Source organism: Halorussus amylolyticus (assembly GCF_004143485.2).
GTDB lineage: Archaea > Halobacteriota > Halobacteria > Halobacteriales > Haladaptataceae > Halorussus > Halorussus amylolyticus.
The window spans coordinates 235,130-248,083 of record NZ_ML974132.1 but is presented as its reverse complement, the minus strand read 5'-3'; the positions used below and the strand labels follow the sequence as shown (position 1 = coordinate 248,083).

The 12,954-nt window shown below is 64.6% G+C and carries 16 protein-coding genes; 7 read left to right on the top strand and 9 right to left on the bottom strand.

Going from position 1 to position 12,954, the window contains the following annotated elements; all coding sequences use genetic code 11:
• Positions 1 to 7 precede the first annotated feature (7 nt).
• Positions 8 to 721, bottom strand: coding sequence for a helix-turn-helix domain-containing protein (locus EKH81_RS08560; RefSeq protein WP_132059461.1), 714 nt, complete (start codon positions 719 to 721; stop codon positions 8 to 10).
• A gap of 106 nt (positions 722 to 827) precedes the next feature.
• On the opposite strand from EKH81_RS08560, the gene EKH81_RS08555 reads away from it, so the two are divergent.
• Positions 828 to 1,490 (top strand): metal-dependent hydrolase, encoded by a 663-nt coding sequence (locus tag EKH81_RS08555; protein WP_132059462.1) that lies wholly within the window; start codon positions 828 to 830, stop codon positions 1,488 to 1,490.
• Between the two features lie 24 nt (positions 1,491 to 1,514).
• Entirely contained in the window at positions 1,515 to 2,099 is a 585-nt protein-coding gene (locus EKH81_RS08550) for a GNAT family N-acetyltransferase (protein ID WP_368407704.1), read from the top strand.
• A gap of 294 nt (positions 2,100 to 2,393) precedes the next feature.
• Here EKH81_RS08550 and EKH81_RS08545 read toward each other — a convergent pair whose 3' ends face one another.
• The 3 genes from EKH81_RS08545 to EKH81_RS08535 form a co-directional block, all read right to left on the bottom strand.
• Positions 2,394 to 2,993, bottom strand: a complete 600-nt coding sequence (locus EKH81_RS08545) for a DUF7978 family protein (protein ID WP_132059463.1) — start codon at positions 2,991 to 2,993, stop codon at positions 2,394 to 2,396.
• A gap of 67 nt (positions 2,994 to 3,060) precedes the next feature.
• Entirely contained in the window at positions 3,061 to 3,291 is a 231-nt protein-coding gene (locus EKH81_RS08540; RefSeq protein ID WP_132059464.1) for a DUF7385 family protein, read from the bottom strand.
• A complete protein-coding gene (locus EKH81_RS08535; protein ID WP_132059465.1) occupies positions 3,288 to 3,884 on the bottom strand; it encodes a GNAT family N-acetyltransferase in 597 nt (198 codons plus the stop codon). Before EKH81_RS08535 ends, EKH81_RS08540 begins: the two co-directional genes overlap by 4 nt.
• A 156-nt stretch (positions 3,885 to 4,040) precedes the next feature.
• Here EKH81_RS08535 and EKH81_RS08530 point away from each other — a divergent pair, with 156 nt between their 5' ends.
• Together EKH81_RS08530 and EKH81_RS08525 are read left to right on the top strand one after the other, a co-directional pair.
• Positions 4,041 to 4,265: an AbrB/MazE/SpoVT family DNA-binding domain-containing protein gene (locus EKH81_RS08530; protein WP_132059466.1), complete on the top strand. Its 225-nt coding sequence runs from the start codon at positions 4,041 to 4,043 to the stop codon at positions 4,263 to 4,265.
• Between the two features lie 43 nt (positions 4,266 to 4,308).
• Positions 4,309 to 5,799 carry a replication factor C large subunit gene (locus EKH81_RS08525; RefSeq protein ID WP_132059467.1) on the top strand — a complete coding sequence of 497 codons (1,491 nt, stop codon included), beginning with the start codon at positions 4,309 to 4,311 and terminating at the stop codon, positions 5,797 to 5,799.
• Between the two features lie 19 nt (positions 5,800 to 5,818).
• Here EKH81_RS08525 and EKH81_RS08520 read toward each other — a convergent pair whose 3' ends face one another.
• Complete coding sequence (locus tag EKH81_RS08520) at positions 5,819 to 6,190, bottom strand: HalOD1 output domain-containing protein (protein WP_132059468.1); 372 nt, start codon at positions 6,188 to 6,190, stop codon at positions 5,819 to 5,821.
• Between the two features lie 263 nt (positions 6,191 to 6,453).
• Here EKH81_RS08520 and EKH81_RS08515 point away from each other — a divergent pair, with 263 nt between their 5' ends.
• Together EKH81_RS08515 and EKH81_RS08510 are read left to right on the top strand one after the other, a co-directional pair.
• On the top strand, positions 6,454 to 7,491 hold the full coding sequence (locus tag EKH81_RS08515) for a helix-turn-helix transcriptional regulator (RefSeq protein WP_132059469.1): 1,038 nt from the start codon (positions 6,454 to 6,456) through the stop codon (positions 7,489 to 7,491).
• An 80-nt stretch (positions 7,492 to 7,571) separates the two neighbouring features.
• Positions 7,572 to 8,228, top strand: coding sequence for a hypothetical protein (locus EKH81_RS08510; protein WP_132059470.1), 657 nt, complete (start codon positions 7,572 to 7,574; stop codon positions 8,226 to 8,228).
• A 10-nt stretch (positions 8,229 to 8,238) separates the two neighbouring features.
• On the opposite strand, the gene EKH81_RS08505 is transcribed toward EKH81_RS08510, so the two are convergent.
• From EKH81_RS08505 to EKH81_RS08490, 4 genes are all read right to left on the bottom strand, one after another.
• On the bottom strand, positions 8,239 to 9,003 hold the full coding sequence (locus tag EKH81_RS08505; RefSeq protein WP_132059471.1) for an amino acid ABC transporter ATP-binding protein: 765 nt from the start codon (positions 9,001 to 9,003) through the stop codon (positions 8,239 to 8,241).
• A complete protein-coding gene (locus tag EKH81_RS08500) occupies positions 9,000 to 9,827 on the bottom strand; it encodes an amino acid ABC transporter permease (RefSeq protein WP_132059472.1) in 828 nt (275 codons plus the stop codon). Before EKH81_RS08500 ends, EKH81_RS08505 begins: the two co-directional genes overlap by 4 nt.
• A gap of 6 nt (positions 9,828 to 9,833) precedes the next feature.
• On the bottom strand, positions 9,834 to 10,745 hold the full coding sequence (locus EKH81_RS08495) for a basic amino acid ABC transporter substrate-binding protein (RefSeq protein ID WP_368407705.1): 912 nt from the start codon (positions 10,743 to 10,745) through the stop codon (positions 9,834 to 9,836).
• A 205-nt stretch (positions 10,746 to 10,950) separates the two neighbouring features.
• Positions 10,951 to 11,424 (bottom strand): COX15/CtaA family protein, encoded by a 474-nt coding sequence (locus EKH81_RS08490; protein WP_238392147.1) that lies wholly within the window; start codon positions 11,422 to 11,424, stop codon positions 10,951 to 10,953.
• Between the two features lie 344 nt (positions 11,425 to 11,768).
• Here EKH81_RS08490 and EKH81_RS08485 point away from each other — a divergent pair, with 344 nt between their 5' ends.
• Positions 11,769 to 12,725, top strand: a complete 957-nt coding sequence (locus EKH81_RS08485) for a formate/nitrite transporter family protein (RefSeq protein ID WP_132059475.1) — start codon at positions 11,769 to 11,771, stop codon at positions 12,723 to 12,725.
• Positions 12,726 to 12,954 lie beyond the last annotated feature (229 nt).

The window sequence follows — 12,954 nt, the reverse complement described above, 5'->3', positions numbered from 1 at the left end:
GACAGACTCACCGAAACTCCCGCAACGCCTCCAGCACGTCGTCTATCGGCACGTTCGTCACCGCCAACGCGAAGCCGTCCAACTGCGCCAACTTCGGCGCGTGTTCCCACAAATCATCGCGGTCCAGACCGTGCAGAACAACGGCGTTCGGCGTCGGGTTCACGACGCGCATCGCGACCAGCGGCGACTCGCCGCGCGTGACGTTGGTGAACATGAGCGCCCTGCTCGTGGACTGGCCGTAGAGGCGGTAGAACTCCTCGCTGGAGAGGCGGGTGATGGCTTCGATGCTGTCGATGACGGTGTGGCCGGTGACGTGGTCGTGGTCGCCGCCCGAGAGTTGAGTCGCGCCCACGGCGTCGTAGAACTTCGAGAGCGGGACCGTGGTCGGGTACTCCCGGAGGTCGTTCACGATGTCGCTCTCGAACCCGGCCGAGAGGACCCGAGCGTACTGGCGGATGCGGTCGCCGCCCCGGCGCTCGTCGATGTCGAGCAGGCCCGAGACGATGCGCGCGACGACGCCGATGCCGGGACTCTGGCGGCGGCCGCTCTCGTAGTCGCTGACGACCGACGACGACACGTCGAGGTGGGCGGCGAGGTCGGTCTGGGAGACGCCGAAGTCGGTCCGCCACTTTCGAAGCGTCGCGCCCGGGTCGTCACTCAGGGTTATCTCGCCCGCGATGCGCTCGGCGAGGTGGCCGCGGGGGTCGTCGGGGTCGGTCATGGTCCCGACTGTGCGACTGATTCGGAAAAGCGTATCGAAATCCGGGTTCGGCAAACGTCGAATCCGTCGGGAAACAGATAATGCGATAGGCTTCCAATGCACGCACATGCCATCGACGGTGGTCCACGTCGCGCTCGCGGGGCTCGTCGGGACCGCGCTGCTCGCGGACGACTTCGACGGACGGTCTATTCTGGTCGTGATGGCGGCGACTGCGTTTCTCGACCTCGACGTGTTCGTCGGTCTCGTAATACCGGGCACCCATCGCGCGGCGTTTCACACCCTTCTACTGCCGGTCGCGCTCGGTGCGATTCTGGCGTGGGACGTTCGCGTTCGCGGGTCCGAGCGGTCGCGAGTGCGAGCACGGTGGGGCGGGCGCGGCGTCCGAGTCGGGTGGGTCACCCTCGTCGCCGTGACGTTCGCGGGCATCGGTCTCGACCTGTTTTTCAACGGCGTGAACCTCTTCTACCCGGTTTACGACCGCTTTTACACCGTCTCGGGCGAACTCCTCTACTCGAATCAGCGAGGGCTGGTCCAGACGTTCGTGGAGTTCGACTTCCTGACCGAGGAGGTCGCGAGCGGAGGCCAAGGTGAGACCGTCCGGACGACCGAGAACACTCACTACCGGACCGGCGTGGACCCGAGCAGGGGCCGAGAGACCGAGAACGTCGAGCGAATCTTCCCCGTCGCGATGTCGGGCGAGCGACTCCTGCTCGCGCTCACCGGCTACACAGTGGTCGGCATCCGACTCTGGCAGGAACGCCGGAGCTAACACCTCGCCCCGCCAAGCCCGAGTATGGCCGACGACACGCAGACCGACGCGGACGCCGAAGCGGAAATCGAGGTTCGACCCTACGACCCGAAGACTGACCCCGAAGCGCTCTGGGACCTCAAGCGAGCCTTCGAACTCGGACTCGGGTCCGGGACGGGCGGCGACGACAAGCAGAGCAAATACGAGGGGAAGCTCACCGACGAGTACGCCGAGCGATACCTCGACTGGGTGTTCTGGTGTACGAAACACGACCCGCGGTGTCTGACGGTCGCCGAGAGCGGAGGGACCCACGTCGCGGATGAAGACACCGACGCGGACGGCGCCGATTCGGACCCGAACCTCGCGGGCTACGTGTTCGTCCTGCCCCAGCAGTTGGCGATGATTTGGGACGCAGCAGTCCTAAACGAACTCTTCGTCCGGCCCGAGTTCCGAGGCACAGGAGTCGCCGACGACCTGATGGACGCCGCGGTCGAACTCGCGGACGACCAGGACCTTCCGCTCGACAGATTGGTGCTGGACGTGGACCGCGAGAACGACCGCGCGAAGGTGTTCTACGACCGCCACGGCTTCGACCACTGGGGCGAGATGGTGGCTCGGAAACTGGAGTAGAGCGATTGGGGTTCGACGACGGACGCTCGGATGAACAACCGACGGAGGGTGGGACTGAAAGGGGCCGCTCGGTCGCGGGCCGTAGGCCCGTGGTCGCTTGCGCGGCCCCTATCCGAGGTCAGGCGGTGCGGAGAGACCGAGGATATGCCGCGCAACGACCGCGACCGGGCGGGGGCTTTCGAGAAAGTCACTATCCACCCGACAGCGAGACGCTAGCTACTCCCGGTACCTATGAGAACCGCACCGCAACCGCATCCGCCGCTGGAAAATCAGCCAACAGAAACAATCGGCCAGCTATTCCAACGCGCGACTCGCCAGTCCACCGAGCGCGCCGAAGACGAGGGGATAGAGAAGTCCCGCGAGCAACACCGCGGTCACGAGGTCGGGCGCGATTGCGGCGTCGGTGTCGCCGACGGCGTGGGCGGTCAGGACCGCCGCGCCGACCGACAGCGGGAGGTAGCCGAGCGCGACGGTGGCCCCGGCCGTCGCCCGTTCGAGGGGGTTCGTTCGGCGACCGTAGGCGACGGCCAATCCGACGATGAACAGGACGAGCGGCGGGACGACGACGAGCGCGAGCGCGCCGCTTTCGTCGGCGGTCACGAAGTTGAGCATGCGAGTGCCGCCCGCGATGGTCGGGATTTGGGTGTCCACGAAGTGGGCGTTGAGAAACAGCCAGCCGACGCCCTTCCAGACCGGGACGCTCTCGCCGCCGAGCAGCTGGGAGACGAATCCGATTCCGCCGAGCGCCTCCGACACTTCGCTTGCCTTCCAGACGTACGCGAGCAGATAGCCGAGGAGCCACGTCGCGGCCCCCGCGACCGCGCCGCGCGCGAGGCTCCCGACGGACGTGACCGCACCGCTTCGGGCGGTCGAGTGGTCTTCGGAGACAGACATGGTCGGGTGTCCAACCGCGGTGGGGAATACCTTGTGGCCGGGCAGTCGTCCGTCGTCGCAGGACTCGTCAGTGCGTGAACACCAGAATCCGGTCCGACTCTCGAACCACGCAGAACCGACCCTCGGGCGGATTGAAGCTGTTGTGTCGCTTCTCGGAGATGAGCAGGTCCGAGAAGGGCTTCTCGCAGGCCGGACACGCCACCTCCTTGCGATTCTCGAACAGCTTCGTGTCGCCCGTGTCCCGGTGGAGTTTCAACCCGTGGCGCACCTCGTGAACGTCGAATCCGTCGTCGGTCATCTGTTTCGTTCCCACTCTTCGCGCGAGACGGTATACCGATGGGCGTCCACGGGGTCCGGGTCGGCCTCCCCTGCGTGGAAATTCCGGAGCAAGCCCTCGTGGCGACCGCCGAATCGCTCGACGTACTTCTCGATGGCCCGCCGCGATTTGTCGTTGCCGTCGTGATGGGTCACCGCCACGACCTCCAAATCGAGGCGGTCGAACGCGACCTCCATCAGCGCGGCGGCGCGCTCGCCCGAGTACCCCCGACCCCAGAATGGCTTGCGGAGCCACGCGCCCAGAACGCCGGTCCGTCGGTCCCAGTTCACGTCGAGACCGGTCGCACCTGCGATTTCGCCCGCGCCGTCCTCGCCCTCTTTCGGTCGGACGAGGTAGCTCGCGCCCTCGGTCTCGTTCCACGCTTCCTCGCACAATTCGAGGAACTCCTCGGTCTCCTTGGGCGTCTCGTGGGGGTCCCACGAGAGATATTCGGTAATCTCCCCGATGTTTGGATTGTGGTGCGAGCAGAACTCGTAGAACTCTAGCACGTCCACGTTTTCGGTCGTGAGGGGTTCGAAGACGAGGCGTTCGGTCTCGATTCGCTCGGGGAACATGCTCGAAGTGTCGAAGTCTCGGGAGAAAAGCGTTGTCCGACCGTGGGACTCGGTGGCAAGCCGAGCGAAGCGAGTTATATTCGGATAGCGACCCTTCAATGGGTAAAATACGGTTCGTGAGGCAGATTATAGCTCCTCCCCGTCACACGTACCGATATGCTTGACGCGAGAGTGGACGACCGCGGTCGCCTGACGCTCCCGAAGGAGATGCGAGAGCGGTACGGCGACCACTATCGAGTCGTCGAAGTACGTGACGGAATCAAATTGATTCCGGTCGCGGAGGACTCCCTCAATGCACTCCGGGACGAGTTCGAAGGCGTCGAGAAGACGGCGACCGGACTTCGCAAGGGCCTGCGCGAATCGATATTGGACGACGCGTGACGCTCCGCAACCACTAAACGCCGTTCGTCCCTACCCACTCCCAATGAGCGACTGGACGGAAAAGTACCGCCCGAGTACCCTCTCGGAGGTCCGCGGCAACGACAAGGCCCGCGGGAAACTCAAGAAATGGGCGGAGACGTGGGAGGACCACCGGGACGCCGCCATCGTCCACGGAAGCCCCGGCGTCGGCAAGACCTCGGCGGCCCACGCGCTGGCGAGCGACTTGGGGTGGCCGACCATCGAACTCAACGCGAGCGACACCCGGACCGCGGACGTGGTGGACCGAATCGCGGGCGAGGCCGCCAAGAGCGGGACGCTGACACAGCAGAAGGAGGGCGAAATCGGTCGCCGACTCGTCATCATGGACGAGGCCGACAACCTCCACGGCAACGTCGATAGGGGTGGGTCGAGCGCCATCACCCGAATCGTCAAGGACGCCGGACAGCCGATGGTCCTCATCGCGAACGAGTTCTACGACATGTCGAACACCCTCCGGAACGCGTGTGAGACCATCGAGTTCCGGGACGTGTCTGCCCGGTCTATCGTGCCGGTGCTCCGGGACATCTGCCGACAGGAGGGCGTCGAGTACGACGACGACGCGCTGAAGGCCATCGCCGACAAGAACTCCGGCGACCTGCGCTCGGCGGTCAACGACCTCCAAGCCGTCGCCGAGACGAGCGAGCGCCTCACCGCCGCCGACGTGGAGGTCACGGGCGACCGGGACAACACCAGCGGCATCTTCGACTTCCTCGACGCGCTGTTCAAGGAGAAAGACGCACAGGGCGCGCTTCAGGAGTCCTACGACGTGGACGAGACGCCCGACGACATGCTGAACTGGGTCGAGGACAACGTCCCGAAGGACTACGAGGGCGCGGAACTCGCGACCGCCTACGACTTCCTCTCGAACGCCGACAAGTGGCTCGGTCGCGTCCGGGCGTCACAGAACTACTCCTACTGGCGCTACGCGGGCGACAACATCGCGGCCGGGGTCGCGGCGGCCCGAACCGAGAAGAAGGGCGGGTGGACCCGGTACGGCCCGCCGAGTTACTGGCGAAAGCTCGGGAGTTCGAAGGCGAACCGAAAGAAGCGCGACTACATCGCCCGGAAAATCGCCGAGAGCGACGGCGTGAGCATGTCCACCGCGCGCCGGGACATTCTCCCGTTCCTCGCGACGATGACCCACCACTGCAAGAACCGCGAGCTAACGGTCGCGATGACGGCCAAGTACGACCTCGAAGCCGACCACGTCTCGTTCGTGACCGGAAGCGGGAAGGACACCAACAAAGTCCAGAGCGTCGTGGCGGACGCCGAAGAGCTTCGGGAGAAAGAGGCGGTCGAGCACTCGGGGAGCGCGTTCGAGGGTGCGGTTCGGGAGTCGGCGGACGACGCCAGCGGAGTCGGGGAGGATGACGCCGACGAACCGACCGACAAAGCCGAGCAGGCCGAGGATTCGGAGGCCGACGCCAGCAAGGACGGCAAAGCCGACGCCGAGGAGTCGTCGGACGACCAGGCGGGCCTCCAGGACTTCTTCTAAATAGCCTCGACGGCCTCTTTTAGCTCGACGGCCAGACCAGAATCTCGCCGTCGGCGCGCACGCTCACGTCGTGGCCCTCGTACTCGAAGGTGATGGTCGTCTCGGCCCCGCTGTCGCGCATCGACTCGACGAACTCGTGGAGCGCGTCGGGGTCCATGTACTCGTAGAGGGGCGCGAGGTCGGTCACGGCGGCCCCGGTGGCCCGCGAAATCGCGCAGGTGATGGCGGAATCGAGCGTCTCGGTTCCCGACCAGTCGGCCTGGACCCGCAAGGGAGTCTCGTCGTTCGGAGGGTTCTCGTCGCGCTCGTGTGCGTCGTTGCTCGCGCGTGCGTCGTCGTTCTCGGGTTCGTACGTCGTCGCGTTCGGCGTGTGCGTTTCGGTCTTCGACATGGTGTCTCGCCGATTTCGGCTTCCACGGACAGGCGTTTCAACCCCCGAAACCCTGAAACCCGATTGGCGGCCTTCGGGGCGGCTTGCACCCGATTTAATCCGAGTTCAGCGACGTAGCCCGGCGATAATCGCGGAAACGACGCGATACGCGCGAGAAACGAGCCGATACCGCACGGAAACGCGACGTGGAACTCACAGCAATCGGATAGGACGACCCAAAACGGCGCAACCCATTTTTTGCTGGGCGTCGGAGCATCCGACGAATGGGGGCGCGACAGCTCGGAGCGGTCCTCGCGGTGGTCCTCTGCGTGTCGGCGGTTCTCTGCGCGTCGGCGGCGGTCGGCGCGAGCGGTAGTGCGACCGCCGAGAGCGCGGCGACCGACCCGCCTACGGCCGACGAGAGGACGGCACAGACCCAGTTACAGAACGTCACGCCCGACACCATCGTGATGCGGGTCGATGTCCACGAGAACGGGACCGCCTCGTGGGAGGTCGCGTATCGCACCCGACTCGACGACGCCGAGACGAGCGAGGCCTTCCGGGGGCTTCGAAACGACATCGAGCGGAACGACACGGAGTACACCGACCAGTTCACCCGACGGATGGAGGCCACCATCGGGAGCGCCGAGCGAGCGACCGGCCGAAACATGTCGGGCGAAGACTTCGGCGTGGACGCCGAGATTCGGCCGTTCCCACAGCGGTACGGCGTGGTGACCTACTCGTTCGAGTGGACGAACTTCGCCGAGGTCTCGGACGGCGAGATTCGGGCGGGTGACGCACTCTCGGGACTTCCGCTCAACGACAAGACCCAACTGCTCGTGTCGTGGCCCGAGGGGTACGACGCGACCACGGTGCGCCCGCCGCCCGACGAGGAGCGCAACGGAACCGCGGTTTGGACCGGCCCGATGGAGTTCGCGAGCAACGAACCCAGAGTCGTCCTCGCGCCGCCAGCGGGCGGACCCGCAATTCCGTGGCCGACGGTCGCCGCCGCGGTCGGACTGCTCGGCGTCCTCGCCGCGGGACTCGGCGGCGGGTGGTGGCTGTTCCGACGACGGGACCGGCCGGAGGCGACCGAGAGTGGAGACGAACTCCCCGAGGACTTACTGAGCAACGAGGAGCGCGTGCTTCGACTCCTCGAACACCAGGGCGGTCGGGTCAAGCAGCGAGCAATCGTGAACGAACTCGGATGGACCGAGGCGAAGACGAGCCAAGTCGTCGGGAGCCTCCGCGAACAGGGGAAGATTGAGAGCTTTCGGCTCGGGCGCGAGAACGTCCTCGCGCTCCCGCAGGACGAGCCATGAGACGTGAAATCGGGTTAATTCGGATTGATTCGCGTTCAGTAACGGCGGCTTATTGCCGACGGAAGTCGTGGAAACGAGCCATGAAACTCGGAGTCGTGCTGGTGGGCGTGTTCGCGCTGACGGGCGTGTTCGCGCTGGCCGCGACCGCCCCGGTTGCGGCCGCGGCCGATTCGACCGGAACGCAACACCCCCCGTGGCAGAGCGAGGAGACCACGACCGAAAACAACAGCACCGTCTCGCCGGGCCAACAGCTCGCGGGCGCGCTCGACGCTCAGAGCGCGACCGTCGAGGGCGAACTCTGGAATCGGACCCTGTCTGACCGACTCGACGACGCGACCACCGACGAGGAGCGCGCGGAAGTCGTCGCCGACGAGCTAGACACCATCGAAGCGTACGTCGAGGCGCTCGAAGACACTCGGGAGAACATCACGACCGCGTGGGAGCGCGAGGAGATTTCGGAGGGCGAGTACCGAACGTCGCTGTCCGGGTTCGTCGTCCGGGCGCACCTCGTGGAACGCCGGGCGAACAGGACCGCGAGCGCGGCCGAAGACCTTTCGCCCGAAGTGCGCGAGGAGTACGGCGTCGATGCGACTCGCGCCGAACTGCTCTCGGAGCGCGCCCACGACCTGTATCAGTTCGAGGACGAGGTAGGTCAGGAAGTCGCGAACGAGACGCTCGAAGACGGGAGCGACGACGCCGAGATTCCGATAGCCGGGGAGAACGCCCCCGATAGCTGAATCGAGAGTTCTACTTGACCCGCGTGAGAAACTGCTTGGCGCGGTCGGTCTTCGGACTGTCGAACAGGTCGGCGGGCGGACCGGTCTCCACGATTCGGCCCTCCGACATCAGCACCACCCGGTCGCCCACCTCGCGGGCGAACCCCATCTCGTGAGTCACGACGAGCATCGTCATCCCCTCCTCGGCGAGATTTCGCATCACGCCGAGCACCTCGCCGACGAGTTCGGGGTCGAGCGCCGAGGTCACCTCGTCGAACAGCATCACGCTCGGGTCCATCGCGAGCGCGCGAGCGATGGCGACCCGCTGTTGCTGGCCGCCCGAGAGTTCGGCGGGGTACGAGTCGGCTTGGTCGCCGAGGCCGACCTCCGCGAGGAGGTCCTCGGCCTTCTGCTCGGCCTCGTTCTTCGGAACCCCCCGGACCCGAACCGGCGCGAGCGTGACGTTCTCCAGCGCGGTCTTGTGCGGGAACAGATTGAAGTGCTGGAACACCATGCCGACGCGCTGGCGGAGGCGGTTCACGTCCACCTCGGGGTCGGTGATGGACTCGCCCGCGATTCGAATCTCGCCCGACTGTATCTCCTCCAGTCGGTTCACACACCGCAGGAGCGTGGACTTGCCCGACCCGCTCGGGCCGATGACCACCACGACCTCGCGGTTCTCGACCGCGAGGTCGATGTCCTTGAGGACGTGGGTTTCGCCGAAGTACTTGTTCACCTTCTCGAATTCGACTTCGGGCGTGTCGGTGCGAGTCTCCTGCACGTCGCCGTCGCTCATCCTTGCGTCCCCCACTCGGCTCTGTCTTCGAGGTACTGGACGAGTCGCATCAGCGGGAGCGTGATGGCGAGGTACGTGATGGCGACGAGCACGATGGGCGTCCACGGGTCGAACTGATTCGAGTTTATCTCGCGGAACACGGTGAGAATCTCTGGGAACGCGATGACCGTCAGGAGCGAGGTGTCTTTCACCAGAATCACCTGGTCGTTGCCGATGGCCGCTAGCGCGTTGCGCCACGCTTGGGGAAGGATTATCTCGCGCATCGAATCGACGTACGACATCCCGAGCGACCGGGCGGCCTCCATTTGGCCCGCCGGAACCGCGTTGATGCCGCCCTTCACCGCTTCGCCGACGTACGCCGCGTGGTTCAGCGTGAGCGCGATGACCGCGGTGGCGAAACTCCAGTTCCCGACGGGGAACTCTCCCGGCGGCCACAGCGATGGAATCCCGAGGTAGATGATGAACAACTGGAACAAGAGCGGCGTTCCCCGGAAGAACTGGACGTACGCGGTTGCTATCGCGTGGGTCACCGAGGTTCGCGAGACGCGCCCGAGACCCACGAACACGCCCGCGGTGACCGCCAGCACGCTGGAGATGACGACGACCCTGAGCACCCGGACGAACGCCTCGACGAATCGCGGCACCACCGCGAACAGCAGGCCGTAATCGACGTACTCCAGCAGGACGAGCGCGATGAAGCCGACGATTGCGAGGGTGAACGCCACCGACACCGCCACGCCCGCCCACTTGACGCGCTCGTCGGTCACCAGTCCGTCCCGCGCCGCGGCTTCGCCGCCCCGCTTTCGGGTGTCGGTCTCGCCCATCGCGGGCTACCCGGTAGTAGTTTCTGCGCCGGTCGTGGTTTCGGATTCGGTGTCAGTTTCGGTGGTCGCGGTTCCCTCGGCCGCCCGCGCGTCGAGCAGGATGTCGGTCGGCGGTTCGCCGGGGAAGTACTCGGCGTAAATCTCGTCGTAGCGCCCGCCCTCGATGACCGCCGTGAGCGCCTGATTGACCTCCTCACGGAACTCGTCGTCGTCCTGTCGGAACGCGATACCGTACTGCTCGACCGTGAGGGTGAGGTACGGCGGGGCGCTCTCGAACTCCTCGGCGGCCTCGCCCTCGCCTTCGAGCATCGCGATGTCGTCGTTGTCCGCGGTGTACTGGAGGTTGACCGCGTTGTCGTTGATTACCGCGACCGCTTGCCCGTTGAGCAGGGCGTTGAACGCGCCCGGAATCTGGTCGTAGCTGTCGATGGTGAGTTCGCCGTCGAACTCCTCCTGTAGCTCCTGGGCCGCGGCCTCGCCGGTCGTCCCCTTCTGGACCGCGACGGTCTGGCCGCGGAGGTCCTCGACGCTTCCCACGTCGCTCCCCTCCAAAATCGCCACCGTCTGGTACGCGACGAAGTACGGCTCGGAGAAGTCCACTTGGTCGGCCCGGTCGTCGGTGATGGTCATCGCCGACATGATGATTCGGAAGTTTCCGTTGTTGAGGCTCGGGATGATGGTGTCGAACCCGGTCTGGACGAACTCGTACTCGCGGTCCAGTTCCTCGGCGAAGACGGCCTCGGCCACGTCTACGTCGAATCCGACGAGGTCGCCTTCCTCGGTCCGGTACTCGAACGGCTTGTACGGGATGTCCGACCCGATGCGAACCACTTCGTCGTCCTGCCCGGCCGCGATGCCCCCGAGCGCGAGACCGCCCGCGATTCCTGCGCTCCCCTTGACGAACGTCCGCCTGTCGATGTCCATGCGATTTCCCCCGCTACTACTGCAAGATGAAAGTATATAATCGTTGTCGGGAACCGTCCAGATTCGGACGGTAGAGCGCCTAAAATCAGGGTCCGTCGGCGTTCGGATGTGTGTTTGTCCCGTTCTGCCGGCGTTCAAATCCCGGTCGGCTCTCTCGCCTTGTGTGTCGCTCCCGTTCGAAAAAGTACGGCCGACAGTATCAGTCGTCGCTCGGGTATCCTGCCGCCGACTCCGTTTCGGCCGCGTCGGTCGCGGGATTCTCGAAGGTCCACAGCGTCGTCGCCAGCAGCGAGCCGAAGATTATCAGCGCGGCGGCGTGGTGGGCGACCTGCACGACTGGCGTGTAGACGAAGACGGTCGCGCCGCCGAGCACCATCTGGACCGGCGTGACCGCGAGCGCGAGCGTGGCCGCGCCGCGAATCCGGCGCTCGGAGCGGTACTTCCACGCGCCGACCGTCGTGCCGATGATGAAGAAGCCGGTAATCATCGCGACGAGGCGGTGGAACCACTCCACGAAACTCGGGAACGACTGCGGAATCAGGCCGCCGTCGCAGAACGGCCACTGGGCCGAACACGACAGCCCCGCGCCGACCGCGGCGGTGTAGACCCCGAGCAGGATGAGCGAGAAGGTCAAGCCGGTGGTGACGGCCGCGAGGTGGCGGAACCGGACCATCAGCGCGAGCCTCCGTTCGGTTCGGATGTGTGGGTGTACACGGTTGGAACTCCCCTCGTTCGAGATTTCGGCCGGTCGTACTTAGGTGTGTCCGACTGCGATTGTGGGGAGGGGTTGATGTCCACTTATCTGACTCTGTTGAAGCCTTCGTCAACTGATGAGAACCGTGTGCTGAATGTAGAGCTTGTAGTCCGCAGCGGGCCGTCCTTCATATCACCATGTCAACGGTGAGATAGCCGTCAGGCAAGTGTGCGCATATCGTGGTTACCGCATAAACAATTATGGAATCCGGTGGACGTCAGCGGGCGTAAATACGATTGTCCTCCGAAGCGCAGGTACCAGTGATGAGTGACCGTGAGGACGAGGATTCAGGCGACGGGATTCGTGATTCCCTCGACCGTGCCGCGTCCGGCGCACCGGCGGCCGGGTGGGCCGTTCGGGACCGCTTCTCGGCGAACGAAATCTACGAACGCATCCTGGCAAGTGCAACCGAAGAAATCGCGGCCAGCAAACAGCGCCTCTTTTTCAGCGGCTTGGCGGCCGGATTCGCCATCGTCCTCACCTTCCTCGGACACACTGTCGGCACAGAGATGTTTCCCGACAATCGGTTTCTGGGCGCGATTCTGTATCCGATTGGATTCATCTATATTATTCTCGGTCACTATCAACTGTACACCGAAAACACGCTACCGCCTGTTGCGTTAGTACTTTCTCGGCTCGCCAGCATTCCGTTGCTACTTCGCGTCTGGGGTATCGTACTGGTCGGCAACGTGGTCGGAGCGGGACTCGGTGCATACCTTCTGGCACGCGGGAGCATACTTTCCCCAGAAGCATTCCAGGCCGGTACAACATTCGTCAGTGGCGGACTCGACCACGGATGGTGGGCCGTCTTCAACCGGGCGCTGGTAGCCGGGTGGTTAGTCGCCGGGGTGGTGTGGCTCGATCACGCGGCAAGAGATACGATTTCCAGGCTGGTCATCATCTATATCTCCTTTTACCTGATCGCCGCAACCGACCTCTACCACGTCATAACGGCTGCGTGCGAAGTGTTCTATTTCCTGATTATCACCGATTCCGGGACGTTCGCCGTCGTCCTCGAGTACTGGCTTCCGGTGTTGTTGGGCAACACTATTGGCGGGGTGATTCTGCTCACCCTGGTGAACTACGCGCAGACTGAACAGTCACGCTATCCCGCCATTCGGGAACTCACGCTCCGCGAGGTGCTGCTCAGTTGGCAGGGTGGGGTAGAAACACCGTCTCCGTCACTGGCGTCAGACACCACCAACTCTGAGGACGAATGAAGGAACCACTCATTCGATGACAGAAGCCCACTGAAAACCGGCAAGCCTTCGGGACGACGCCGCATACGACGTGATGAGCCGCCTCATCTCACATCTGACTGGCTATATTGAAACTCCCAGCAAGTGAGACGTGCTTCTCAGAATAAGCACTCCTGGAAACTGCCTTCCGATGTCTTCCACAGGCTGTAACGCTTACAAATTGCGTCGTCTGCGAGAGTTCACGAAACCA

What these genes read in the sequence shown, in the direction of transcription:
- EKH81_RS08535 (WP_132059465.1), bottom strand. Translation starts at nt 3,884, where the DNA reads ATGTTCCCCGAGCGAATCGAGACCGAACGCCTCGTCTTCGAACCCCTC.
- EKH81_RS08555 (WP_132059462.1), top strand. Translation starts at nt 828, where the DNA reads ATGCCATCGACGGTGGTCCACGTCGCGCTCGCGGGGCTCGTCGGGACC.
- EKH81_RS08510 (WP_132059470.1), top strand. Translation starts at nt 7,572, where the DNA reads ATGAAACTCGGAGTCGTGCTGGTGGGCGTGTTCGCGCTGACGGGCGTG.
- EKH81_RS08515 (WP_132059469.1), top strand. Translation starts at nt 6,454, where the DNA reads ATGGGGGCGCGACAGCTCGGAGCGGTCCTCGCGGTGGTCCTCTGCGTG.
- EKH81_RS08520 (WP_132059468.1), bottom strand. Translation starts at nt 6,190, where the DNA reads ATGTCGAAGACCGAAACGCACACGCCGAACGCGACGACGTACGAACCC.
- EKH81_RS08485 (WP_132059475.1), top strand. Translation starts at nt 11,769, where the DNA reads ATGAGTGACCGTGAGGACGAGGATTCAGGCGACGGGATTCGTGATTCC.
- EKH81_RS08560 (WP_132059461.1), bottom strand. Translation starts at nt 721, where the DNA reads ATGACCGACCCCGACGACCCCCGCGGCCACCTCGCCGAGCGCATCGCG.
- EKH81_RS08540 (WP_132059464.1), bottom strand. Translation starts at nt 3,291, where the DNA reads ATGACCGACGACGGATTCGACGTTCACGAGGTGCGCCACGGGTTGAAA.
- EKH81_RS08490 (WP_238392147.1), bottom strand. Translation starts at nt 11,424, where the DNA reads ATGGTCCGGTTCCGCCACCTCGCGGCCGTCACCACCGGCTTGACCTTC.
- EKH81_RS08525 (WP_132059467.1), top strand. Translation starts at nt 4,309, where the DNA reads ATGAGCGACTGGACGGAAAAGTACCGCCCGAGTACCCTCTCGGAGGTC.
- EKH81_RS08545 (WP_132059463.1), bottom strand. Translation starts at nt 2,993, where the DNA reads ATGTCTGTCTCCGAAGACCACTCGACCGCCCGAAGCGGTGCGGTCACG.
- EKH81_RS08505 (WP_132059471.1), bottom strand. Translation starts at nt 9,003, where the DNA reads ATGAGCGACGGCGACGTGCAGGAGACTCGCACCGACACGCCCGAAGTC.
- EKH81_RS08530 (WP_132059466.1), top strand. Translation starts at nt 4,041, where the DNA reads ATGCTTGACGCGAGAGTGGACGACCGCGGTCGCCTGACGCTCCCGAAG.
- EKH81_RS08550 (WP_368407704.1), top strand. Translation starts at nt 1,515, where the DNA reads ATGGCCGACGACACGCAGACCGACGCGGACGCCGAAGCGGAAATCGAG.
- EKH81_RS08500 (WP_132059472.1), bottom strand. Translation starts at nt 9,827, where the DNA reads ATGGGCGAGACCGACACCCGAAAGCGGGGCGGCGAAGCCGCGGCGCGG.